Source organism: Mogibacterium kristiansenii (assembly GCF_009695905.1).
Taxonomy (GTDB): Bacteria; Bacillota; Clostridia; order Peptostreptococcales; family Anaerovoracaceae; genus Mogibacterium_A; species Mogibacterium_A kristiansenii.
Map to the genome: position 1 here is coordinate 1 of NZ_VUNA01000012.1, position 23,946 is coordinate 23,946.

Consider the following 23,946-nt stretch of genomic DNA (forward strand, 5'->3'; position numbering starts at 1 on the left):
TTAGATGGCCAGTAGATATTATTCAGTTTTGAAGGTACAGCCTTCAAAAAACAAATAAGGAAAATCCGGTGATTATAGCAGAGAGGATACACCTGTTCCCATCCCGAACACAGAAGTTAAGCTCTCCTGCGCTGAAGATACTTGGCGGGAAGCTGCCTGGGAAATTAGGAAGTCGCCGGTTTTTTCCTATTTGGGCTTGTAGCTCAGCTGGTTAGAGCGCACGCCTGATAAGCGTGAGGTCGGTGGTTCGAGTCCACTCAAGCCCACCACGAAAGCACGGAGCATTTCGCTTCGTGTTTTTTTATGCGTTTTTATACAGAGACTTGAGCCCTCGCTGAGGCGAAGGCAACTGAAGATTATACTGTGAATTTGTTCGCTACATACAAACTTCACTTGTCTTTTTATTAAGAATATTATAAAATACGACAAGGTATGTTTGTTATTTCTTAGGATATCTTAGAATAACGGAGGGACAGAATGTACGATATTAAACAGGTGCAGGGGGAGTATAAGACCAAACTGATTTCTGCGGAGTTTGCAGCCAGCCTGGTTAAGAGTAACTACCGCCTTCATTTTGGTGTAGGCACGGGCACCTCGGTATACATGGATCGGGCGCTGGGAGAGCGCCTGAAGGACGACACCCTGCTGCGAGGCGTGGAGATTCAGACGGAAGTGGCGGTGCGGAACGACTATATGGAGACGTTTAAGGCGAAGCAGCCGGTGGAGCGGGTACGCTTCTATTCTTCTCATTTTACGGGAATGGACCGGAGAATGTCGGAGTCCGGAAATACGTGGTATGTGCCAATCATGTTCAATGAAGAGCCGCTGTACTGGTCTTTAGAGGGCAATCAGTTCGACATCTGCTGCATTCAGGTAGCGCCGATGGACAAATACGGCAACTTCAATTTTGGACCGACCAACGCGGATTTGCACGGAATTATCAAGGCGTCCAAGAAGGTGATTGTGGAAGTCAACGAGAAGATGCCGATTGCGCTGGGGTACGAATCCCACATCAATATTTCGGATGTGAATTACATTATCGAAGGGGACAGTCCGGACATTCCGGAATCCCTTCCGAAGGATGCGGATCCGGAGGATCGCCGGATTGCGGAGTATATTGTCAGTGAAATTCGAAACGGCAGCGTGCTGCAGCTTGGAATCGGCGCGGTTCCCAACAGTATCGGCAAAATGTTGGCCGAGTCGGACATCCGGGACCTGGGCGGACACAGCGAAGTGCTCGTGGATGCTTTTATGAATCTGTACTACGCGGGCAAGCTCACCAACAACAAGACCCGGGACAAAGGACTTAGCGTCTACACTGCGGCGGTGGGCAGTAAAGCGCTGTATGATTTTATCGATGACAACCCGATTTGCTGCTGCGCGCCGGTGGATTACGTGAACAATGTGCACACCATTTCGGAAATCGACAATTTCATTTCCATCAACAGCTGTATCGGTCTGGACCTGTTCGGCCAGGTTTGTTCGGAGAGCGCGGGGTATCGCCAGGTGAGCGGAACCGGCGGACAGCTGGACTTCGTGCAGGGGGCTTTTGCGTCGAAGAACGGCAAGAGTTTCATGTGCACCCATTCCACGCGGCGGGATTCCAACGGAAAGCTGCATTCCCTGATTCATCCGGTGCTTCCGGCGGGATCCATCGTGACGACACCGAGAGCGGCGGTGAACTACGTAGTGACGGAGTTCGGCGCGGTGAATCTGAAGGGCAAATCCACCTGGCAGCGGGCGGAGATGCTGATTAGCATTGCTCATCCGGATTTCCGGGAGGACCTGATTCGCGAAGCGGAGAAAATGGGAATTTGGCGAAATACCAGCAAGATTGAGTATCTCTAGCTTTCGCAATACCATAAAAACAAATGCGACAAAAACAAGGAGCGAAAAGTATGAAGTATGACGTAATCATCGTGGGTGCCGGCCCGGGAGGAATATTCTCAGCCTATGAGCTGACAAAAAAGAATCCGGAATTGAAGGTGGGCGTTTTCGAAGAGGGAAATCCTTTGGAGAAGAGAAAATGTCCCATCGACGGAAAGAATGTAAAAGCCTGCATCAACTGCCCGACTTGCGCCATCATGAACGGCTTCGGTGGCGCCGGCGCGTTCTCTGACGGGAAGTACAACATCACCAACGATTTCGGCGGGACGCTGTACGAATATATCGGCCGGGAGAAGGCGCTGGAATTGATGAATTACGTGGACGAAATCAACTGCGCCAAGGGCGGCGGCGATACGAAGAAGTATTCCACCGTGGGGTCCAAGTTCAAGAAAATCTGCATGCAGAACAAGCTCACATTGCTGAACGCATCCGTTCGCCATCTGGGAACGGACGTGAATTATATCGTTCTGGAAAATATTTATAAAGAACTGCAAGACAAGGTGGACTTCCGCTTCCGCGCACCGGTGGAAACGGTGGAGGCGCTGGAAGATGGGACCTACCGAGTGATCGGGCGAGACGGCAGCACGGCGGAGTGCGACAAGTGCATCATCTCCGTGGGCCGCAGCGGCAGCAAGTGGATGGAGAAGCTGTGCCGGGATCTGGAAATTCCAACCAGCTCCAACCGGGTAGACCTGGGTGTCCGGGTAGAACTGCCGGCGGTAATCTTTGAGGATCTGACGGATCAGCTGTACGAGAGCAAAATCGTGTACCGCACCAAGAAGTTCGAAGACAACGTGCGCACCTTCTGCATGAATCCACAGGGTTTTGTGGTGAACGAAAACACCAACGGAATCGTGACGGTGAACGGTCACAGCTTCGACGGAGCGGATAAGAAGACGGAGAACACCAACTTTGCCCTGCTGGTGTCCAAGCATTTCTCCGAACCGTTCAAAGACAGCAATGGGTACGGTGAAAGCATCGCCAGACTGTCCAACATGCTGGGGGGCGGCGTAATCGTGCAACGTTTCGGCGATCTGGAGCGAGGACGCCGGAGCACGGAAAAAAGAATGAAACGCAACACGGTGATTCCGACATTGCAGGCGACACCGGGAGATTTGAGCTTGGTGCTGCCGAAGAGAATCCTGGACGGAATTATTGAGATGATTTACGCCCTGGATAAGATTGCTCCGGGAACCGCGAACGACGACACGCTGCTCTACGGCGTGGAAGTGAAATTCTACAACATGGAAGTGCAGCTGGATGAGCATCTGGAAACGAAGTATCCGGGGCTGTACGTTATCGGGGACGGAAGTGGCGTGACCCATTCCCTGTCCCATGCATCCGCCAGCGGTATATTCGTTGCCAGAGATATTTTGGGATTGAACGAATAAGTGATGGCGGGAGAAAGAATATGACGGAAATGTGCACGTCTGTGTTGACGGCGTGCTACAGTATACACATACAATGACTAAGGAGTCTTTACCGAATCTACATATAAGCTTGCTATTATATGAGTGTCAGAAAAAGCGAACAAAACGACATTTTCCTTAATTGTTCTTTCTTAATTAATAATTTCGTAGTGAAGAAACAGGTATATGGCCTCCAACATATACCTGTTTTTCTTTTTGATTTTCCTTTATATACAAAATCATCAAAAGAAAATTGTAATAGATAAAAAAATAACTTATTCCACAAGGGGGTTCGGCGTATTGACGGCGGATTTTGTGAATGATAATATAGGAAAAGAATTTGATGTACGAATGGAGGTACAAAAGTGGAAGGAAAAAAAACACCCCTTTATGACACCCATGTGAAGTACGGTGGAAGCATCGTGGACTTCGGTGGTTTTCTGTTGCCGGTTCAGTACGAAGCCGGTATCAAGAAGGAACATATGGCAGTTCGGACGGAGTGCGGCCTGTTCGACGTTTCCCATATGGGAGAGATTCTGGTTCAGGGCGAGAAGGCTCTGGAGTTCCTGAATCACGTGTTGACGAACGACTACACGGATTTGAAGGACGGTTGTGCGAGATACAGCCCAATGTGCAATGAGAACGGTGGTACCGTAGACGATCTGATTGTTTACAAGAAGGCGGACAACGATTATTTCGTCGTTGTAAACGCGGCAAATACCGAGAAGGATTTCCAGTGGATGGTGGATCACAAGATTGACGGCGTGGAATTGTCCAACGCATCGGCAGAGTGGGGCCAGCTGGCACTGCAGGGTCCGAACTCCGAGAAGGTTCTGGCAAAGGTTGCGAAGCCGGAAGCAATCCCGGCAGGATATTATACTTGCGTATTTGATACCGAAATGCAGGGAATTCCATGCATGATTTCTCGTACCGGATACACCGGCGAAGACGGTTTCGAAATCTACATGCCGGCAGACAGAGCGGTGGACGCTTGGGAACTGCTGATGGATGCGGGTCAGGAATATGGAATTCTTCCATGCGGTCTGGGTGCAAGAGATACCCTGAGAATGGAAGCAGCAATGCCTCTGTACGGACACGAGATGAACGACGAGATTTCCCCGAAGGTTGCCGGCCTGGGATTTGCCGTAAAGATGGACAAGCCGGAATTCATCGGTAAGGAAGCCATCGAGGCAGCAACTCCGCTGAAGCAGCGCAGAGTGGGCCTGAAGGTTACCGGAAGAGGAATACTGAGAGAGGAATGCGACGTATATAGAGACGGAAAGAAAGTGGGCGTAACCACATCCGGAACATTCCTGCCATACCTCAAGGGATCCTATGCGATGGCAATCGTAGAAGCAGCGGACAGAGAAATCGGCGCGGCTTGCCAGGTAGAGGTTCGAGGAAGAATGATCGACGCAGAAATGGTGAAACTGCCATTCTACAAGAGAGAGAAATAGAACACGATAATTATTTTTACTGTAAAACAGGAGGAACATATAATGGCTAATACTAACGAACTGAAGTATTCGAAATCTCACGAGTGGGTACGTTACGAAGGAGACGAGGCGTACATCGGAATCACCGATTTTGCACAGAGCAGCATGGGTGACCTGGTATTCGTAAATCTGCCGGAAGTAGACGATGAGATCGAAGTAGGCGAAGCGCTGGGCGACATCGAGTCCGTAAAGGCCGTAGAAGATGTACTTTCCCCGGTTTCCGCAACCGTTCTGGAAGTAAACGAAGAGCTGCTGGATGCACCGGAAGCAATTAACGAGCATCCGTATGACGCATGGTTCGTTCGCGTTGGAAACATCACAGAGACCGAAGAGCTGCTGGATGAGGAAGCGTACGATAAGTTTGTTGAAGAAGAAGCGTAAAAAAAGCTTATAAAAGAGAGGACCAAAAAGAAATGGGGACTTTTATTCCGAACACAAAAGAGGAACAGCTGAAAATGCTGAACGAAATCGGCTATGCGGATTTCGACGACCTCTTTAAGGACATCCCGGCGGAAGCACGAGTTCAGGGTGAGCTGAACCTGCCAAAGGGAAAGTCGGAAATCGAAGTAAGCCAGATCATGGAAGAGCTGGCATCGGACAACGTTGTCTTTGATTCGATTTTCCGGGGTGCAGGCGCGTACAATCACTACGTACCTGCAGCGGTAGATGCGATTGCCAATAAGGAAGAATTCCTGACTGCCTACACGCCGTATCAGGCAGAAATCAGCCAGGGCATCCTGCAGTCCATCTTTGAATATCAGACCATGATGTGCCAGCTGACCGACATGGACATTGCCAACGCATCCATGTACGACGGCGCTTCCGCAGCGGCAGAAGCATGTGCAATGACACAGGATCGGAAACATTCCACAATCTATGTATCCGATACCGTAGACAAGAGAATCCTCAGCGTAATCAAGACCTACGCATTCGGAAAGGATTCCGTGGTAAAAACAATTCCGGCAGCAGCCGGCGCGACCGATTTGGCCGCACTGAAGGAAACGCTGGAGGCAGACGACAAAGCCGCTTGCTTCCTGATGCAGTATCCGAACTTCAACGGAATCATCGAAGACGGCGATGCAATCGCAGAAATCGTTCACGGTGCCGGCGCACAGCTGATCATGAGCGTGAACCCGATTGCCCTGGGCGTTCTGAAGACACCGGGCGAAATCGGTGCGGATATCGTTGTGGCAGAGGGACAGCCTCTGGGACTGGGACTGGCTTACGGCGGTCCATACCTTGGAATTCTGGCAACCACCGAGAAAAACATGCGTAAGATCGTAGGTCGTCTCGTTGGTGAAACAAAGGATTCCCAGGGCGAAAGAGGATTCGTTCTGACACTTCAGGCAAGAGAGCAGCACATCCGTAGAGAGAAAGCAGCCAGCAACATCTGCTCCAACGAGGCTCTTTGCGCACTGAAGGCGTCCATCTATCTGGCAACCATCGGTCCGAAGGGACTGAAGCAGGTAGCCACCCTGTGCACTTCGAAGGCACACTATCTGGCAGAGAAGTTCGAGGAAATCGGCATGAAGAGAGCATATGAGGGTGAATTCTTCCATGAATTCGTAACCACCTGCCCGAACGCCGATCAGCTGCTGGACGCACTGGAAGACAACGGCATCCTGGGCGGACTGAAGCTCAGCGATACCGAGATCCTGTGGTGCTGCACCGAGCTGAACTCGAAGGAAGATATGGATGATGTAGTAGAAATCGCTAAGGAGGTGTTCAGCGCATGAAACTGATTTTTGAAAGAAGCATGCCGGGCCGTGGCCAGGACATCTTTCCGGAATGCGATGTAGAGATTAAACTGCCACAGGCAGCACTGAGAGAGAAAGAAGCAGCGCTGCCGGAAATTTCCGAGAATGAAATGGGCAGACATTACACCGAACTGGCAAAAGCATCTCGCGGTGTAAATGACGGATTCTATCCGCTGGGTTCTTGCACCATGAAGCACAACCCGAGAATCAACGAGAAGATGGCCGCATTGCCTGGATTTACCAACATCCATCCGCTGCAGCCGGAGTGGTCCGTATACGGTGCGTGCAAGGCTATGGAAATGCTGGAACACGATCTGGGCGAAATCACCGGAATGGACCGCATCACTCTGCAGCCGGCTGCCGGCGCACAGGGTGAATTCACCGGACTTCTCCTGATTAAGTCCTATCACGAATCCAGAGGCGAGAATCAGCGTAAGGAAATCATCATTCCGGACTCCGCTCACGGAACCAACCCAGCCAGCGCTGCAATGGCCGGCTTCAAGGTTGTTGTCATCAAGTCCAACGAAAAGGGAATGATTGACCTGGACGATTTGAAGGCACATCTCAGCGAGAAGACTGCCGGATTGATGTTGACCAACCCGAATACGGTAGGTATTTTTGACGACAATATTATGGAAATCACCAGAATGGTACACGAGGCCGGCGGTCTGTGCTACTACGACGGTGCGAACCTGAACGCGGTAATCGGTCTGGTTCGTCCGGGAGACATTGGTTTTGACTGCATTCACTTGAATCTGCACAAGACCTTCTCCACCCCGCATGGCGGCGGCGGCCCGGGTGCAGGTCCGGTAGGCTGCAAGGACTTCCTGGCAGAGTTCATGCCGGGAACCTATTCCAAGGATGACGGCTTCGTTCGTGCAGAGAAGAGCCTGGGAGATATGACCGGATTCCACGGCAACTTCCTGGTTTGCATGAAGGCGCTGACATACCTGCTCACCATCGGTGCAGAAGGCGTTCCGGAACTGGCAAAGAATGCGGTTCTCAATGCCAACTACATGATGGAGAAGCTGAAGGATTACTATCCAATGGCATATGACCACACTTGCATGCACGAGTTCGTTATGAGCCTGGAGAAATTCCACAAGGAAAGCCACGTATCCGCACTGGACGTAGCAAAGGCACTCCTGGATTACGGAATCCATCCGCCAACGATGTACTTCCCGCTGATCGTGGACGAAGCACTCATGGTAGAGCCGACAGAAACCGAGGCAAAGGAAGTGCTGGATGAAGCCATCGAGGCATTTATCGCAATTCATAAGCAGATGATGGAGTCACCGGAAAGCGTAATGGCTTGCCCGGTAACCACACCGGTTCGTCGTCTGGACGAAGTGAGTGCGGCAAGACATCCGATTCTAAAGTACACAGCTGAATAAAATGCATTGCAGTAAAGGCGCGGGCCGCAAGGTTCGCGTCTTTATCCACAGGAGAATCATGACAAAATTAAAATACATACTCACTGACTGCACCGATCCGGCAAAAAACTTGGCCGTGGAAGAATATTTGACATTCCGGGCAGATCCGGACGAGGTAACCCTGTATCTGTGGCAGAATGCCAATACGGTGGTAATCGGAAGAAACCAGAACCCATGGAAGGAATGCCGCCTGGAAGAGATGGCGGAAGGCGGATGCACTTTAGCCAGACGAGTTTCCGGTGGCGGTGCGGTATACCACGACCTGGGAAATCTTAATTTTACATTTATCGCACAGGAAGGCTTGTACGACGTGGCAAAGCAGACGGAAGTCATCCTCCGGGCGGTACAGATTCTGGGAATTCACGCGGAGAAAAACGGTCGAAACGACCTTACCATTGACGGAAAAAAATTCTCCGGTCATGCATATTTCAAACGGGGAAAGTATTGCTATCACCACGGAACCATCATGATGGACGTAAACCGGGATGTGCTTTCCCGCTATCTGAACGTTTCCACGGCGAAGCTGAAGTCCAAAGGCGTGGACTCGGTACGTTCCAGGGTAACGAACCTGACGGAGCTTCGTCCGGAGCTGACCCTGAAGGAAGTGGAGGATGCATTGATTCAGGCGTTCGGTGAGGTATATCAGGGGGCACCGGTGGAAGAGCCGCTGCCATCCATTGAGGATCCGGATGTTCGAGCATTGTACGATCGCTATCGCTCGGACGAGTGGCGCCTGGGCCGCCGCATTCCGTTCGATGTGGAAATCGACAATCGTTTGGATTTCGGAAGCGTGACCATTCAGCTGCACGTAGTGGGAGGCGTGATTCAGGAGGCGAAAATCTATTCGGACTCTCTGGAAACCGACGTTTTCCCGGAAATCGAGGAACTGCTGAAGGGTGCAGCATACAAAAAAGCAAACTTGAGCGGATTGGACTTGAATCAGTTTGAGACAGAGGAAGAACAGGCAATTGCAGCAAAGGTGATTGAGCAGATTACGCTGCAGATGGAGTAAAGCAGGAGGTAGGATTATGAGCGAATTTCAGTATGATCTGGTGATTATCGGAGCCGGACCGGGCGGATACGAGGCAGCGTATGAAGCGGCAGATTTCGGCATGAAGGTTGCCCTGGTGGAAAAGGATCTGGTAGGTGGAACCTGCCTGAATCGGGGCTGCGTGCCAACCAAAACAATGATGCATTCTTCCGATGCGTATCGGATTGCCACCCAGTCTGCAAATATCGGCGTTTCCGCCGAGGGCGTAAAAGCAGATTTGAACCGCATCATCGACCGGAAGTGCGAGGTTTCCGAGACATTGAGAGACGGGATCATGTTCTTGCTGAAGAAAAAGAAGGTGGATTTCGTAGCGGGAACCGCAAAGGTTACGGACGGGCACACCGTTGAAATCAGCGGAAACGATGAGGTATCGGAACTGACTGCGGCCAACATCATGATTGCCACGGGTTCGGAACCGGCAACTCCGCCGATTCCGGGCGCGGACCTTCCGGGCGTGCTGGACAGCACCGGATTGCTGGAGCTTCGGGGCGAAATCATGAAGGATTTCGTAATCATCGGCGGCGGCGTGATTGGTATCGAGTTTGCAACCATCTACAGCGACCTGGGAACGAATGTTACCGTTGTGGAGGCCATGGATCGTCTCCTTCCAAACATGGACAAGGAGCTGGGTCGCAGCTTGAAGATGAACTTCAAGAACAGAGGCATCGATACGCATACCAACGCAATGGTAGAGAAGATCGAAGAACGCAATGGCCGTCTGGTATGCTTTTACAAGGAGAAGGACAAAGTTCAGGAAGTGGAAGCCGACCACATCCTGGTTTGCACCGGAAGACGTCCGGTGACCAAGGGTGTCTTCAGTGAAGAGCTGGAGGAGAAGCTGCTGGGCGCAAGAGGTTTCCTGCAGGTCGACGATTGCTATCGCACGGAGATTCCGTCCATCTACGGAATCGGGGATGCTATCGGCGGAACTATGCTGGCCCACACCGCAACGGCAGAGGGCCGAAATGCGGTGGCGATCATGAACGGCAAAGAGCCGGAAATCAATATGAACGTGGTTGCAGGATGCATCTACACATCTCCTGAAATCGCTTCCGTTGGACTGACGCAGGACGAAGCGAAGGAAGCGGGCATCGATGTAATTACCAAGAAGTTCCCGACTTCTGCTAACGGCAAGACCATCATCGAGGAGTTGGATCGCGGATTCATCAAGCTGGTTGCCAGCAAGGAAGATCACACGCTGCTGGGTGCACAGCTGATGTGCGGCAGAGCTACTGATATCATCGGAGAGCTGGCAGTAGCAATTGCCAATGGATTGACCGTTGAAGAAGTGGCAAACACCATTCACCCACACCCGACTTTTGTAGAAGCGGTTTGTGAGGCGGCAAGAGCGTAATGAATCGTGGAAGGGCGGCGGTTTCGGCCGTTGCCTTATGCTGGAAGAATATATTGCAAAGTAAAAGGAAGCGGACTCGCCGCTTCCTTTTACTTTGTATTGGTAATAATAGGTATTGATAGCTTTGGGGTAGGGCACACACCCCCGTGAGGATGCATGCCGAATAATATTGAAGAACAACTATATGTTATTTGAGCATCTCGTAGGATGTTACATCGAAAGCACCCATGGATGCGAGTATGAGGATCATCAGCACAATCTGTGCACCGGAACCAGCTGAGACCGCGTCCATTGCAACAGTGAATACGATTCCGAGAGCTGCGCTAACTACCAGAATAATCATACCAATCACATTGTACATATTTCTCATAATGATACCTCCTATATTGTATGGTGTATTTAGTTGTCACTGCCGAATTCCTTCGACACCTATAATATACCACCGGCCAATCGATTTGTTAAACTAAACTATTTAATAAAACCTATTAAAATTATTAATCAATCAACCTATAGAAAATATATATATTAAATCCGTTTAACTGCGAAAGATATCTATTTCTTCTGGTGAAAAACGGGTGTTACACTAATGACGAAGAGGTATTGATACGACTACGCATATGGAAAAAGTTTTTTTGATACAGGAGGAAATAAGAATGGCAGATTATCATCAGATGTGGAAAGATCTCGGAATGGACGTGGACAACCACGATGTCCTGTGCAACGTGCTTCCGGGCGCAATCGGCGACGTGTTCCTGTCCCAGGAAAACAGACCGGAGAAGATGGACTACTTTGATTTCGTATTGGCAGAGGTTCACGGCGTTCGTCCGGCAGAGCTGGTAGATTTTAGAGAAAAAGGCGGAAAGGTATTTGGTACCTTCTGCGCATACGTTCCGGACGAAGTGATTTTCGCTGCGGGCGGAATTGCAACCGGCCTCTGTGCCGGCTCTCAGTTCTGGGTTCCGGGCGGCGAGAAATATCTGCCGGCCAACACCTGCCCGCTGATTAAGGCGATGCTGGGTGCACGGTTCGACAGAACATGTCCGTTCTATCGTCTGGCAGATGTATATATCGGTGAGACCACTTGCGACGGCAAAAAGAAAGCATATGAAATCCTGGGAACCGACGTTCCGATGCACGTAATGGATCTTCCGCAGATGAAGAGAGATAAGGATGTGAAGAAGTGGGCCGAGGAAATCCGGGAACTGAAAGCGCTGGTAGAGAAGGAAACCGGAAACGAAGTTACTCCGGAGAACCTGGCAGAGAATATCAAGAAAATCAATGCCAAGAGATCCGCTCTTAAGAGACTGTACGATCTGAGAAAAGAAAAGAACATTCCAATCAGCGGAACCGACACCCTGCTGATTTCTCAGATTGCATACTACGACGATCCGGAAAGATTCACCCAGATGGTAAATACCCTGTGCGATGAGCTGGATCAGAGAGTGAAAGACGGCGTCAGCGTATTCCCGGCAGGCACCAAGAGAATTCTGGTCACCGGAACACCGATGGCAATTCCGAACTGGAAGATGCACAACTTAATTGAAACCTCCGGCGCTGCCGTTGTCTGCGAAGAGACCTGCACCGGAACCCGCTACTTCGAGAACAATGTAGACGAAAGCGGCAAGACCGTAGACGAGATGATCGACAAGATTGCCGAGAGATACATGGGCATCAACTGCGCATGCTTCACACCGAATACCGGAAGATTCGACGATGTAGTTCGCCTGGCAAAGGAATACGACGTAGACGGCGTCATCGACGTCACCCTGAAGTTCTGCCAGACCTACGACATCGAAGGTGCGACCCTGGAGAAGAGACTGCAGGAGGAGAACATTCCGGTACTGCGCATCGAAACCGACTACACCGATGCAGACGCACAGCAGCTGAAGACCAGAATCGAAGCGTTCTGCGAAGTCATCGGCGAATAACCTATCCCCCATCCTTACACAGGAACATGGACTGCGTCCCCTTCTGGCGGACGCAGTCTCTGTATGTTAGAATAAAACCATGAAACACTACTATATACTATTCAACACCCATACAGATGGGCTGGCCATGTATCAGGCGATAAAAGGAGCCGGCATGTATGCCCAAATCAGTCCGACTCCTCGGGAGCTGTCGGTATGCTGCGGCATTTCTCTATTAATCCATCAAGAGGATATCGATACCATCCGAAAGTTGGCAGAGGAACAGGAGCTGGAATACATCGGAATCGAAGGCTTGGATAACGAATTCAACAACCGGCGCCATCGGTATGGTTAGACGAAAAGAAATTTATTTTTAGGCGAGGAAACTATGAACTACATTGGAATCGACATCGGCTCCACGGCATCAAAAATCTGCATTCTCCGGGAGAACGGGGAACCGGAATTCAAGGTGATGCCCACCGGCTGGAACAGCAAGATTACGTCCGGAATTATTCTGGACGGGCTGACGGAAGAGCTGGGAAGCGTGGAGGATTGCCGGATTGTGGCCACCGGGTACGGGCGGATTTCCGTGGACTACGCGGATAAGGTGATTACGGAGATTTCGTGCCACGGCCGGGGCGGATACGAAATGATTGGGCGGGACTGCTCCATCGTGGACATCGGCGGCCAGGACACCAAATTCATCAACGTGAAGCGCGGCCGGGCGGTGGATTTTCTGATGAATGACAAGTGCGCGGCCGGAACCGGGAAGTTCATCGAGGTGATGGCCAACCGGCTTGGAGTGACTATCGGGGAGCTGTTCGATCTGGCGGCGAAGGGAAAGCCACTGCCGCTAAGTTCCATTTGCACGGTTTTTGCGGAATCCGAAGTCATCAGCTACATGGGCGAGGGCAAGGAGAAGGATGAAATCGCGGCGGGGGTGATCAATTCCGTGGCGGTAAAAGTAGTTGCGCTGATGCAGAGGAAGGAGCTGATGGATATGGTCATCGTTACCGGCGGCCTCAGCGACAATCCGTTCTTCGCAAAACTTCTGTCGGAAAAACTTCACCGGGAAGTTCTGCCCATGGAGAACGGTCGGTACGCCGGCGCCTACGGCGCAGCGATTCTGGCTCGAGAGAAATTAGGACGCTAGCGGGCGACTTTTCAACTTGCAAAAATTTGTGATTATTGATATAATTAATCAAGATTTTTTGTAAAATAATAAAAGGAGAGAAGAAAATATGAATATCGTATGCCTGGATATGGAAGGTGTTCTGGTACCGGAAATCTGGATTGCGTTTGCGGAAGAGGCGGGAATCCCGGAATTGAAGAGAACCACAAGAGATGAGCCGGATTACGACAAGCTGATGAATTACCGGCTGGACATTCTGCGAGAGCACGGCCTGGGACTGAAGGACGTGCAGGCAACCATCGGAAAAATCGATCCGCTGCCGGGTGCCAAAGAATTCTTGGATGAGCTGCGTTCCATTACACAGGTAATCATTCTCAGCGATACCTTCCTGCAGTTTGCACAGCCGCTGATGAAGAAACTGGGATATCCAACCCTGTTCTGCAACGAGCTGGTGATTGGGGAAAACGGAATGATAGATGATTTCCGGATGCGTTGCGAAAAATCCAAGCTGACGACGGTACGGGGCCTGCAGTCTATCGGTTTCGAGACCATCGCGGCGGGCGACAGCTTCAACGACCTGGGAATGATTCAGGCCAGCAAGGCAGGATTCCTGTTCAAGAGTCCGGAATCCATTCAGACGGAGTATCCAGACGTTCCGGCGTACGAAGAGTTCGACGAACTGCTGGATGCCATCAAGAAGGCACTGTAGACTTTTCTTTTACACACGAGAATAAATGGAACCCCGGCGGGAATGAGCGTTTCAGTCCCGCCGGGGCTTTCTTTTGCTGCCGGACCGGGTCTCCCGGGCCGGTTGCTGCTGATTTGCGGGGCGGCGGTTCGCGCCCGAAAACCGAATTCAATGGCTTTGCAGGGAGGCGAGCGCGAACTTTTCCGGAGTCCGGGCCGGCTGCAGTTGAATTTCTGTGTGGTGGTTCGCGCTCGAAAACCGAATTCAATGGCTTTGCAGGGGGGCGAGCGCGAACTTTTCCGGAGTCCGGGCCGGCTGTTGCTGATTTGCGGGGCGGCGGTTCGCGCTTGAAAACCGAATTCAATGGCTTTGCAGGGGGGCGAGCGCGAACTTTATCAGAGGTCGGGCCGGTTGCTGCTGATTTGCGGGGCGGCGGTTCGCGCCCGAAAACCGAATTCAATGGCTTTGCAGGGAGGCGAGCGCGAACCGCGCCGGAAGGGACCTCCGATATAGGAAATATAAATAGGGAAAGAGGTTGCGATAAAAGACTAAATTGTTATAATCATCTAAACAAGACATATCACTTAGGAAGTACCTGAATTGAAAAAGTAAGCTTAGGAAGTAGGTGACAAACATGACCAACACGAAGAAAAGTCTCACTGACGGCATCTGAAGGTATAAAACAAGCATGAAGCACCTCATTTTTTGTAGAATTGAGCTGTGTTAGATAATAACATATCCAAAGAATAATTGCCAATGAAATTGGAATCTAAACGTCTCGTCAGCGATTGAAGGCGGGCGGTGGATGTGTTAGAATTTCAGTATCGAAAATCCTGCATGAACGCATTGATAACCAAGGGAGAGGGCGTATGGGAAGCAAGAACAAGAATCGCACAAAAATAATCGGTGCCGCAGCGGCTGCCGGGGCTGCACTGGGATATACCGCCGTTTGCAATCAGCTTTTTGATTTTACGGTGGCGCGGAAGAGCCTGTGGAGTTACGGCGGAAAGAAAAAGAAGGATGGGAAGGCCAAAGCCGTGCCGCTGGATCGGTACGGGCGGATTCCGGAACAGGACCAAGAGTGGCTGAAGAACCGGGAACAGGACGAATTGGAGATTTGCTCCACCGTGGACGACACCCCGCTGTTCGGTCGCTATCTTCGATGCGAGAATCCTAAGCGGATTATACTTTGTGCCCACGGATACCGAACCAACTCCCTGAAGGATTTTGCCGGAGTCGCCCGGTGGCTTCACGAGAACAATTGCGACCTGCTGACAATCGATCAGCGGGGCTGCGGCAAAAGCGGCGGGGAATACATCACCTTCGGTGCCAGGGAGAAGTACGACGTGTTGGATTGGCTGGATTTCATCGAGAGCCATAACAGAAAAGGCCTACCGGTCTATCTGTATGGCGTGTCGATGGGGGCGTCCACTGTGTCCTGCGCTTCCGGCCTGACCCTTCCGCCCAACGTGCGGGGAATGATTGCGGACTGCGGATACACTTCCATGAAGGATATCTGCACCCTTTGCCTAAAAAAATGGTTTCACCTGCCGGCATTTCCGTTCATGCAGAGCTTTGACCGGCGATGCCAGCGGAAGGCGCATTTCGGAATGCAGGAAGCGGATGCGGAACACGCCCTTCGAAAATGCCGGATTCCAAGTCTGTTCATCCACGGGACCGCAGACAAATTCGTTCCGCCGTCCCATGCCATTCGGAACTATCAGGCTTGCGGTGCGGCGGATAAAGATATCCTGTGGATTGACGGCGCGGAGCATGCGGCATCCTATTACGAGAACCCGGCGGAATACCGGAGTGCACTCAAGGCTTTTTTCGACCGGACAGAGCACCTGAATCCGAGGAAATCTGAAGTATAGAAAGTATAGAATAATTAGAACGGAGAGAAGGTATGAGCATAGAAATTCGTCCGGCAAAAGCCTCCGATATGGAGCTTTGTGCCGCTTTATACAAGGAAATATATAACACCGTTTATCAGGGAATCGTGGATTCTCGACTGATTACGTCCATCAACCAGGAGGACACCGTGCAGCGGATGCGGGGAGACTGGCTGCAGCCGGGGGGCGAATTCTGGATTGCCGAGGAAGTGTCGGAGGCGGGAGAACACACCTTCCTGGGGTTCACCAGCGGATTTCCGTCGCCGGAGGTTTTGGGCGCCTTCTGGCTGGAAAAGCTGTTCCTGACGGAAGCGGCTCGGGGCAAAGGTCTGGGCCGGAAGCTGATTGAGCACATGGGACGCTGCGCGAAAAACCAGGGATACGGTCAAATGGTAATAGATGTCTTCAAAGGAAACGACAATGCGGAGCAGATGTACCGCCATCTGGGGGCGGAGCTGATCAGCGAGGAGTATCCGGAGGAAATCAACCTGTTTCCGATTAAAGCGAAGCTGCTTTCCTGGGACGATCTGAGCATTTTTGAAGAAGAATAGCCCTTCGTCCATTTCGACCTGAAGGCCTACGAGTAGTCCAATGACGGAACCATGAGCGATACGATTCCGGCGGACGAGGACATCGCTAAGAGCCTAGCCCAGCTGCCGAAGGTGGAATAAAAAAGACAATCCCGAAAAGGAAACGCAAAAAAAGAGCGGAACGGTCCATTTCCATTCCGCTCTTTCGGGTATTTGATTACTTTAATAGTTTTAATCACAATATGTTTAGAACAAAAAGGACTGAAACCACCGATAAAAAAACTATATAACCTTGTTTTTAAACTCGAGGAAGCAACCCAACGAAAATCGCAAGAAAAGAAAAAAATCAAAAAAGAGAATCGGACGCATCCGATTCTCTTAGGTGTGTTCCGCATAATCGGAGATACACCGCAATTCACATCATTTGGTTAAATGTATAATAGCACCTGCTTTAAGTCGCAGCCAAAACCCATCACCACATATGTCTTGCAAAGGTGCGCGCCTTGGTCTCAATTCCCGGCACATTCAAGATGGCACCGGGGTCGTTGGCGGTTTCCACAATGGCAAACCGCCCCGGCAGGATGAAGTTTTTGTTAAAGCAGAAGGCTCCCAGAATCTGCTCCGATACGATATCGCCGCCGCTGTAGCCGGAAACCACCAGACTGTAGATTCTTTTTTTACTAAAATCATGGGTCCGGAACAGTGCAGTGAGCCGGTTGACCATGGCGGTGAGGTTGGCGCTCAGGGCATCGTTGTAATTCGGTGAAATCAGCATGACCGCATCGCTGCGGAGGATGGCGGGAAAAACCTTCTCCGTCATGATTCCGCCGTAAAAGCAATCTTCCTTCTCGCCGAAGTGACGGCAGGTCTCGAAGGTGCAGCCGCGGCAATCCTGAATGGAGCCGTTCCGGAGGGACACCTCTTCCACCACGGTATCCTTTGGCAAATTACGCCGAATCATATCCCACAGAAGAAGCGTGTTGGAGGTTTTTCGGGAACCGGAATGGATGGCGGCAATATGAAGCGGGGACGCAGACGGGGCGTCATCCGGATAGCACCACCCGGCATCGGTCAGATCGAAGTCCAGGACCTTTCGCATTAGATTTTCCACCTGAAGGGCGTAGACTTCTTCTACCGACTTTCCCGTGATTTGGCTCAGGACCCGGAAGTTCGCCAGGGTGCCGGTGGCTTCCACCAGGGGTTTTCCGGGAAAGGTGCAGCCCGAACTGTTGGCGGAGAAGGCCATGCGGCGGGCCAATGCTTTGGTGTACAGGTCGCTGGCGCCGTCCACGATAATTCCTCCCACGGAACCGTCCAGGCAGTGGGGATGGAGCCGAAATGCTTCCAGCAGTCGGTAGTATTCCAGGTTGACGCCGGACTCCGAGAGGCAGATGGCGAAAATCACCTTTTTTCCGGGCATGGGAATATCCTCCAGTTCGGAGACTTTTTCCACCAGGGTAACCCGGATGCCTTCCGCTTCCAATCGGGTCAGGCAGTCTCCCAGCACCTGCTCCATCCGGCCGATTCGTCCCAGCATCTCGCAGATGGGACGAATTACCAGAAGTTCTTTTGGCTTGTTATTATGAATCTCATTATCGGATTTCGCAGAGGTTGTCATAAGCGTTTCGAATCCTTTCGTAAAGCTCTTCCGGAAGGTCCAAATCCTCCCATTCCCAGCCGCCTTTCGTAAGGCGGTTTTTCATTCCCAGAAATGCACCCCGCTCCCGGGTACCCAGGTACAGGGAGCCGTAATGCCATTCACCTCGGAGTGTGAGAAGGATGGACAGTGCGGCAGAGGAAAGGGCCGGTGCGATGTAGGGTTTGAAACCCAGGTCCCGGACAGCGATGTTGGCCCGAACTGCCTGTTCCGTCAATTCTCGGGAAAGGGCATCGTCGTATCGGTCAATGCTGTTGGCAATCACCAGGTCTTTCCCGTGTGGACCGAAGGCCCGTCCTTCCGTGAGATAGGAGGCGAAACGGGAATCCTTGGAGGCGTAGTATTCCGCTCTTTTGTGCATGACTCCAAGACCGTATCCCTGAATCTGCCATGGCTCCAGCCCGGATTCATTCAGGAACGCCGCGCACAGGTTGTCCACCGGATCGCTGACCACGCATACCAGCCCCTGATACCGGGCATTTCGTGCCAGTCCGGCATAGTGGCGGATGATATCCCGGTTGGCATCTAATTGAGCCATGCGCACGTCCGCTTTGGAGCCGGGCTCCACCGGCGGAATCCCTCGGCTGGCACAGAAAATCAGCACATCTCCGGTAAAGAGTTCGTCTTCCGGCACCACCACTACGGACGGAAGCGCGGGCCCCTCGAAGGGGTATCCAATCTGATTCATTTCCATTTCCAGCCGTGCGGTGTTTTCTTTCCGAATATCGCAGATGCCGATGGACTCGATTACATCGCTTCCCAGAAGCTTGAGGCCGATGAGCATGGTGGTGCCCACATCCCCCAGCGCCACGATATTCACCCGAGCTTTGGTGCCCGGGATTACCGGACACTTTCGCAGGGAGAGGGGTTCTTTTACCAGATCATGAATATGCATTGTCTATTCCTCCAATTCGCATTCTCGGTACAGGCTCAGGCGCTGCGCCTTCCGGATATCGCTTTCCACGTACTGGGACGGGGAAAGGTGCTCATCGTATTCCAGGTCGGCCCCCAGCATCGGCATCCGCGGATTGCTGATGATGGCTCCCAGCCGCCGGATGGTCAGCTTCTTGCCGAAGGTGGCCTGATACTCCTGCTCCAACACCTGAAGGATATCCCGGGCGTTCTCCAGGCAGGTCATGGAGTATTTGTAAATGTGCTCCAGATTCTTTCCGCCCACGAAGTTAAAGCTGGTGTACGGCAGGATAAAATTAACGGAGCGTGACGTGGAACCGTCCGGCCGTTCGATGCTGTCCCCGCCGATGAACGGGTAGCAGTCCCGCTCATTGAGCCACATGGAGATGGTCGGAATGAAGTAGGCCGATTCCACCTCCCGGCCTCGCACGCTCATGGTGTCCCGGGCGTTCCCCGTAAGGAGGCCTACTATGATTTTGTGCACGTCGATATTCTGTGCCCGAAGAATCGGGTCGATGTTGTTCATGCGCTGTCCCTTATGGAGCAAATCATCGATGAGAATCACCGGCCGGTTAAAGGATTTCAGCATCCGTGCCTGATTTTTTAGAGATGGATAATTTTCCGATGCGCCCACGGTAAAGCCGGACAGGTCGTTTCGGAAATACTTCTCTGTGTACAGTGCTTTCGTTACCGTGTTGGGAACGGCCACATCGGACAGCGCTTTTCCGAACGGTACCGCCAGATACGGTCCGCGTTTCTGTGTCGGATCCGGAACGGTGGATACCCCGTTGTCCAGTGCCACCAGATCCACAATCTTGCTGTACACCGCACTGGTATTAAAGGAAATTACAAGTTTTCCCGGGAACATCTGGGTAAAGGTGTTCAACAGCCGGTTGTGGGCATCGTCGATGGTCTTCTGAACTTTTGGAATCTTGTTCAGCGGCGATTTAATGACCGTCTCCACATCCCGGAAAATGACAATCGGGTCGGTGAGGTCTACCGCATACACCGGATGAGCAGCGGTATCCGAAATATTTACAAAACCCTGTCGGCGCAGCGCCTCGATGGTGGCACCGCTGTAACCGCTTGGGTCAATCGGATGGTAGACCGCATAGGCGTAGTCCTTAGCCAGCAGACCGGTGAGCAGTTCCGTCAGAAGAATCTGGTTCAAATTGCTGACGGAGCGGTTGGCGTTCGCGTAGAATGCGCCGATAACCGCAATACCTCCGTGTGCCTGATTTCGAATGGTGGCAGTAATCTTCGGATCCTGGAACTCCGTCAGCAAATCGTGGGTCTCAAATCTTCGTGCCGCTGCAAAAGCGGAAACTTTTCGGTTCTTATGTCCGCTCTCCACGTAGAGGGTCTGGGTGTCTTCGTGGGAGAGGTAGTTCCACAGTGCGTCGAAAGCGTAGCCCCGACCGCTCAGCTCCTCCCGCATATTGGCGATGGCCGCGTAGTTGTCGTGCTTGTAATCGCTGATCTTCAAATCCTGTGCCTGCAGTACGTGTTTGTACGCCGGCTCTCTGGAATAGAGGTTGTGGTCGTAGATATAGTTCTGTACAATCGGGTCCAGCAGGTTGGAAATATCTCGTCCCATATCGATATTGTCCCGGATTTTGGTGGAACTGATATCTTCGTAGTATTTTTTCAGCTTCAGGTGGATAACCTCTCCCGTAATCGGATAGGCTTCACCGGTTTCAGCCTCCATATTCTTGGCATCTCGTGCGAAGACGATGTGGTTAAAAGAATGGATGGAGTTTTCGCAGGGTTCCAGCCGGTAGCAAGAAGCGTTATTCACCACATCGGAGCCCATTGCAATGTAGACCTCCTGATTCGGAAACAGGCTGCGCAGTTCCGCCAAATCCTTCGGATTGGCAATGTTGACGGAAATGTCATCCGGGAAAACATAGAGGTTCTCTTCATCGGCGATGGACATGGTGAGAATTTCTTCCCGCAGCATGCGGGGCAGGGTCTTCTTAGACCAGGAGAATTCGTCGATGGCCAGATATACCTGATACCCCATGTTTCGGATGGTGGTGGCAATGGCCTTGTGCCCCAGACTGAACGGGTCGAAGGTTCCCGGGAAGAACGCAATCTTCTTCGTTTCCGGGAAATGGAAGTCGCCCACCTCCGTCTGGTATTCCGATATGAAGCGATAGATGTTCAGCAGTCCGGCAGAGTTATTGTAGAACTGCAAATCCTCCCGTTCCTTGGCGGAAAACGGGATGATGGTTACCAGTCGCTTGAAACAGCGAGCCGCGAGGTCGTGCTTCTGCTCCGGGGTGAGCTTCTCACTATGGAAGATTCTTTCGCCAATCATGCGGAAGGCTTCCTGAGAGATCGGCGCACGGTAATAGGCAAAACCCTTCAGAAGGAGTCCCAGCAGTCGGGAGGTCCGGGTTTCCATGACGCCGTCCTTTTCTTTGAATTTGTAGATACTGCATTCTTCCAGAATGACGGCAATGGTCTGGAGAGCCGCACAGGCGGAACGCTCCACGCCGTTGTTCAGCATTTTCTCCAGTTCGTCGATTACCTCATCCAGCTCCTTTGGCGGAAGATACAGGGTGATGATGCCCAGCACCTTCGGCAAGGACCGGCTGAACTGGTAATCCTCGATTTCCAATCCGTTGAAAATTTCAATCATCAGCTCGTTGGCCTGATCCGATGTGAGATCCGGCAGGATTTGGAACAGAACCTGAGCCGCATATCGGCGAACCGTGACGGTTTCACTGTTCTTAATCAGGTTGGCCAGGTGAATCGCAATCTGAAGGATGCGGGCCTGTCCCACCTCGGTATGCACCGATTCCAGCATATAACGGATGTTGGCCATCTTTCGGTTCCAGGAAGTGCGGGTTTTCAGATTGTCCAGGAACATGGTGGACAGCTCTTTGTCGGTAAGGGTTTTTCCCGACAGCCCCAGGATATCCCTCCGGCGGATATCCGTGAAGTTGTCCATGGTATCGCCGAAATAGTGATCCATCACGTCCAAGGTAATCAGGTCCACATCCTGGGAGAAGGAACCCAGCATATTCTTGGAAAAGAAGCGGATGGTCTGAATAAAGGAGTCCGGGCACCAGGACGGATTGATTCGAAGGGCGGTAATCATCAAAACGACAATTCGCGCTTCCGATACATCGTCCGAATCGTAATATTTCTCCAGCACATCGAAATAGAAGTGCCGGCGTGCCGGATTGCAGTTGTTCAGAGCAGATTCTACGTAGAAGTCCGCACAGGAAGTAATCCATTTCCGGTGATGGTCGGTCACTTTGTAATCCGGGTTCAGTATTTTTATCAGAAAGGATTCAAACTGATAGATGTTGGTGGAAGTGATGTTGGGCGAAGGGACATCCTTCGGCAGTTCTTTTTTGTATTCTTCCCGGTAATTTGCCACGATGCGGCCCATGAGTACCGCCGCCTGCTCTCGAATGTCGCTGGCCTGATGAGCCAACATTTCGTACAGAAAATTCAGGGTCAGGTTTTTCTGATCCTCGGACATGTAGGTGGAGTACTCTCCCAGAAGAGTGATGTAGGTACGGGTGTCCTTCCAGCGCTGACAGCTGCGAGCGGATTCGATTAGGCTGGCGAACTGTTCCGGATTACTGAATCGGCTCATCACCCGAATGTTATGGCCGATGGCCCGGAATTTCAGCTCCTGCACCACCTCATCGTTTCGGAGCAGAGCCGGGCGGAGGCGCAGTGGAATCGGTTTTTGAATGCACTGCTCATCGAAATGTGCGGTGGCATCTTTCGGAATATCCACGGAAACTCCGTTCTCAATCATCAGGTCTTCGAAATCCTTCAGTTTGGCGTAGACTTTTACGTAGCGATGGCGCTTGGCGGCATCCACGTTGTCCAGCTTGTTCAGGATGACATCGAACGCTTCCTTAAGGGAATAGAAGTGAATGACTTCCCGGTCCTTCACTCGGGTGCTCTTTACGCGGAAATCCGCATAGATGAGCAGCAGGGATTCCACGGAAAGGTTCTCCAGTTCCAGGTCCCAGGTGGAGTGATTGGCGGCGATGTGCGCAATGGTGGGAAGGGCATTCCGGCTGAGACAATAGTTGGTGTAGTAGTAATGAAGATACGGTACCCGCTTTTCTTCGAATGGGCGGCAGCCGTATTTCCCGATGTCATGCATGGCAGCGGCACCGGAGATGATGCCCAGATCCACCGGCATCCCTACCTGGTGCAGCTGATATGCCATATACATGGCAACGTAATGCACACCGCTGATATGACCCAGGGTGTTGTACGGTGTAATATCGATGCCAATGCGCATGAATTCGTAGATGTACTTGTTGCGAATCATCTTGTGCATCTTGGTGTATTCCGGATTGAAGTGGCCGGCTGCAATCTGAACATCGCTGAGCAGGCGAAGATCCTTTGTGGGATCGAAAGGAAGGGTTTTCTGTTCATATATGAATACGCCGCGCATCAGCTGGAGCAGGTTGTTCCGCTGCTGGCGGAAAGCGTCGGCATCCGCCGGCCCCGGAAGATGGGGGAACAGCTGATTCCGAAGAAACATGTAGCAATGCTGCAGCCAGCCGTCCTCCGGTTCCGAATTGCCGGTATGGAGGTGGTTTTTCCACACGGCCAGAATCTCCGGTGTGTGAATTCGTCCGGTTTCATCGCCGCGGTCAATTAGGTCGTAGGCCATGGCCTTGAACAGGTCTCGTGACCGATTTACCTGATCCTTGGTCAGACCTTCGCCATGCATGTACCCTCGATCCAGATAAGCACCGGTAATCTCGTTGTACAGAATATCTGCATTGTTTTCACTAAATAACATAAAAGCCCTCTCTCTGCTCGATATCACCGAGCGATGCGGCCTCCTCCCCCCC

The 23,946-nt window shown here is 51.8% G+C and carries 19 protein-coding genes, 1 tRNA gene and 1 rRNA gene; 17 read left to right on the forward strand and 4 right to left on the reverse strand.

What is annotated here, in order from left to right:
- Positions 1-64: 64 nt before the first annotated feature.
- The 10 genes from rrf (at position 65) to lpdA (ending at position 10,387) form a co-directional block, all read left to right on the forward strand.
- Positions 65-181 (forward strand): 5S ribosomal RNA (rrf, locus tag FYJ65_RS06665).
- An 11-nt stretch (positions 182-192) separates the two neighbouring features.
- A tRNA-Ile gene (locus FYJ65_RS06670) sits at positions 193-269 on the forward strand.
- Between the two features lie 208 nt (positions 270-477).
- On the forward strand, positions 478-1,848 hold the full coding sequence (locus tag FYJ65_RS06675; protein WP_154554570.1) for an acetyl-CoA hydrolase/transferase family protein: 1,371 nt from the start codon (positions 478-480) through the stop codon (positions 1,846-1,848).
- 50 nt (positions 1,849-1,898) lie between these two features.
- The gene (locus FYJ65_RS06680; RefSeq protein ID WP_154554571.1) at positions 1,899-3,278 is read left to right on the forward strand and encodes an NAD(P)/FAD-dependent oxidoreductase; all 1,380 of its coding nucleotides are present in this window, start codon (positions 1,899-1,901) and stop codon (positions 3,276-3,278) included.
- Positions 3,279-3,661: 383 nt separating this feature from the next.
- The gene (gene gcvT / locus FYJ65_RS06685) at positions 3,662-4,753 is read left to right on the forward strand and encodes a glycine cleavage system aminomethyltransferase GcvT (RefSeq protein WP_277671976.1); all 1,092 of its coding nucleotides are present in this window, start codon (positions 3,662-3,664) and stop codon (positions 4,751-4,753) included.
- A gap of 42 nt (positions 4,754-4,795) precedes the next feature.
- A complete protein-coding gene (gene gcvH, locus FYJ65_RS06690; RefSeq protein WP_154554572.1) occupies positions 4,796-5,173 on the forward strand; it encodes a glycine cleavage system protein GcvH in 378 nt (125 codons plus the stop codon).
- Positions 5,174-5,205: 32 nt separating this feature from the next.
- Positions 5,206-6,528 carry an aminomethyl-transferring glycine dehydrogenase subunit GcvPA gene (gene gcvPA / locus FYJ65_RS06695; protein WP_154554573.1) on the forward strand — a complete coding sequence of 441 codons (1,323 nt, stop codon included), beginning with the start codon at positions 5,206-5,208 and terminating at the stop codon, positions 6,526-6,528.
- Positions 6,525-7,943: an aminomethyl-transferring glycine dehydrogenase subunit GcvPB gene (gene gcvPB, locus FYJ65_RS06700; RefSeq protein ID WP_154554574.1), complete on the forward strand. Its 1,419-nt coding sequence runs from the start codon at positions 6,525-6,527 to the stop codon at positions 7,941-7,943. The genes gcvPA and gcvPB overlap by 4 nt, the downstream gene beginning before the upstream one ends.
- A gap of 58 nt (positions 7,944-8,001) precedes the next feature.
- Entirely contained in the window at positions 8,002-8,994 is a 993-nt protein-coding gene (locus FYJ65_RS06705) for a lipoate--protein ligase (protein WP_235898227.1), read from the forward strand.
- A gap of 16 nt (positions 8,995-9,010) precedes the next feature.
- Positions 9,011-10,387, forward strand: a complete 1,377-nt coding sequence (gene lpdA / locus FYJ65_RS06710) for a dihydrolipoyl dehydrogenase (RefSeq protein ID WP_154554576.1) — start codon at positions 9,011-9,013, stop codon at positions 10,385-10,387.
- 187 nt (positions 10,388-10,574) lie between these two features.
- Here the strand turns inward: lpdA and FYJ65_RS06715 are convergent, their stop codons facing one another.
- Positions 10,575-10,757 carry a hypothetical protein gene (locus tag FYJ65_RS06715; protein WP_154554577.1) on the reverse strand — a complete coding sequence of 61 codons (183 nt, stop codon included), beginning with the start codon at positions 10,755-10,757 and terminating at the stop codon, positions 10,575-10,577.
- A gap of 283 nt (positions 10,758-11,040) precedes the next feature.
- Between FYJ65_RS06715 and FYJ65_RS06720 the strand changes: the two genes are divergently transcribed.
- The 7 genes from FYJ65_RS06720 to FYJ65_RS06750 all read left to right on the forward strand — a co-directional run bounded on the left by FYJ65_RS06720 (position 11,041) and on the right by FYJ65_RS06750 (position 16,557).
- Positions 11,041-12,315: a double-cubane-cluster-containing anaerobic reductase gene (locus FYJ65_RS06720; RefSeq protein WP_154554578.1), complete on the forward strand. Its 1,275-nt coding sequence runs from the start codon at positions 11,041-11,043 to the stop codon at positions 12,313-12,315.
- A gap of 79 nt (positions 12,316-12,394) precedes the next feature.
- Positions 12,395-12,649, forward strand: coding sequence for a putative Se/S carrier protein (locus FYJ65_RS06725; protein ID WP_154554579.1), 255 nt, complete (start codon positions 12,395-12,397; stop codon positions 12,647-12,649).
- A gap of 33 nt (positions 12,650-12,682) precedes the next feature.
- On the forward strand, positions 12,683-13,447 hold the full coding sequence (locus FYJ65_RS06730) for an acyl-CoA dehydratase activase (RefSeq protein ID WP_154554580.1): 765 nt from the start codon (positions 12,683-12,685) through the stop codon (positions 13,445-13,447).
- 88 nt (positions 13,448-13,535) lie between these two features.
- Entirely contained in the window at positions 13,536-14,135 is a 600-nt protein-coding gene (gene thrH / locus FYJ65_RS06735; protein WP_154554581.1) for a bifunctional phosphoserine phosphatase/homoserine phosphotransferase ThrH, read from the forward strand.
- Between the two features lie 42 nt (positions 14,136-14,177).
- Entirely contained in the window at positions 14,178-14,465 is a 288-nt protein-coding gene (locus tag FYJ65_RS06740; RefSeq protein ID WP_154554582.1) for a hypothetical protein, read from the forward strand.
- Positions 14,466-14,983: 518 nt separating this feature from the next.
- On the forward strand, positions 14,984-15,988 hold the full coding sequence (locus FYJ65_RS06745) for an alpha/beta hydrolase (RefSeq protein WP_154554583.1): 1,005 nt from the start codon (positions 14,984-14,986) through the stop codon (positions 15,986-15,988).
- A gap of 32 nt (positions 15,989-16,020) precedes the next feature.
- Positions 16,021-16,557: a GNAT family N-acetyltransferase gene (locus tag FYJ65_RS06750; protein ID WP_154554584.1), complete on the forward strand. Its 537-nt coding sequence runs from the start codon at positions 16,021-16,023 to the stop codon at positions 16,555-16,557.
- A 451-nt stretch (positions 16,558-17,008) separates the two neighbouring features.
- Here FYJ65_RS06750 and FYJ65_RS06755 read toward each other — a convergent pair whose 3' ends face one another.
- From FYJ65_RS06755 to FYJ65_RS06765, 3 genes are read right to left on the reverse strand one after another with little or no spacing between them, the layout of a single operon-like run.
- Positions 17,009-18,154: a flavodoxin family protein gene (locus FYJ65_RS06755; protein ID WP_154554585.1), complete on the reverse strand. Its 1,146-nt coding sequence runs from the start codon at positions 18,152-18,154 to the stop codon at positions 17,009-17,011.
- Positions 18,129-19,088, reverse strand: coding sequence for a lactate/malate family dehydrogenase (locus tag FYJ65_RS06760; RefSeq protein ID WP_154554586.1), 960 nt, complete (start codon positions 19,086-19,088; stop codon positions 18,129-18,131). Before FYJ65_RS06760 ends, FYJ65_RS06755 begins: the two co-directional genes overlap by 26 nt.
- 3 nt (positions 19,089-19,091) lie before the next feature.
- Positions 19,092-23,894, reverse strand: coding sequence for a nicotinate-nicotinamide nucleotide adenylyltransferase (locus FYJ65_RS06765; RefSeq protein WP_206157345.1), 4,803 nt, complete (start codon positions 23,892-23,894; stop codon positions 19,092-19,094).
- Positions 23,895-23,946: the final 52 nt, after the last annotated feature.

Excerpts from the sequence above, each read along its gene's own strand:
- FYJ65_RS06675 (WP_154554570.1), top strand. The coding sequence starts at position 478 with ATGTACGATATTAAACAGGTGCAGGGGGAGTATAAGACCAAACTGATT.
- FYJ65_RS06680 (WP_154554571.1), top strand. The coding sequence starts at position 1,899 with ATGAAGTATGACGTAATCATCGTGGGTGCCGGCCCGGGAGGAATATTC.
- gcvH (WP_154554572.1), top strand. The coding sequence starts at position 4,796 with ATGGCTAATACTAACGAACTGAAGTATTCGAAATCTCACGAGTGGGTA.
- gcvPA (WP_154554573.1), top strand. The coding sequence starts at position 5,206 with ATGGGGACTTTTATTCCGAACACAAAAGAGGAACAGCTGAAAATGCTG.
- gcvPB (WP_154554574.1), top strand. The coding sequence starts at position 6,525 with ATGAAACTGATTTTTGAAAGAAGCATGCCGGGCCGTGGCCAGGACATC.
- FYJ65_RS06705 (WP_235898227.1), top strand. The coding sequence starts at position 8,002 with ATGACAAAATTAAAATACATACTCACTGACTGCACCGATCCGGCAAAA.
- lpdA (WP_154554576.1), top strand. The coding sequence starts at position 9,011 with ATGAGCGAATTTCAGTATGATCTGGTGATTATCGGAGCCGGACCGGGC.
- FYJ65_RS06715 (WP_154554577.1), bottom strand. The coding sequence starts at position 10,757 with ATGAGAAATATGTACAATGTGATTGGTATGATTATTCTGGTAGTTAGC.
- FYJ65_RS06720 (WP_154554578.1), top strand. The coding sequence starts at position 11,041 with ATGGCAGATTATCATCAGATGTGGAAAGATCTCGGAATGGACGTGGAC.
- FYJ65_RS06725 (WP_154554579.1), top strand. The coding sequence starts at position 12,395 with ATGAAACACTACTATATACTATTCAACACCCATACAGATGGGCTGGCC.
- FYJ65_RS06730 (WP_154554580.1), top strand. The coding sequence starts at position 12,683 with ATGAACTACATTGGAATCGACATCGGCTCCACGGCATCAAAAATCTGC.
- thrH (WP_154554581.1), top strand. The coding sequence starts at position 13,536 with ATGAATATCGTATGCCTGGATATGGAAGGTGTTCTGGTACCGGAAATC.
- FYJ65_RS06740 (WP_154554582.1), top strand. The coding sequence starts at position 14,178 with ATGAGCGTTTCAGTCCCGCCGGGGCTTTCTTTTGCTGCCGGACCGGGT.
- FYJ65_RS06745 (WP_154554583.1), top strand. The coding sequence starts at position 14,984 with ATGGGAAGCAAGAACAAGAATCGCACAAAAATAATCGGTGCCGCAGCG.
- FYJ65_RS06750 (WP_154554584.1), top strand. The coding sequence starts at position 16,021 with ATGAGCATAGAAATTCGTCCGGCAAAAGCCTCCGATATGGAGCTTTGT.
- FYJ65_RS06755 (WP_154554585.1), bottom strand. The coding sequence starts at position 18,154 with ATGACAACCTCTGCGAAATCCGATAATGAGATTCATAATAACAAGCCA.
- FYJ65_RS06760 (WP_154554586.1), bottom strand. The coding sequence starts at position 19,088 with ATGCATATTCATGATCTGGTAAAAGAACCCCTCTCCCTGCGAAAGTGT.
- FYJ65_RS06765 (WP_206157345.1), bottom strand. The coding sequence starts at position 23,894 with ATGTTATTTAGTGAAAACAATGCAGATATTCTGTACAACGAGATTACC.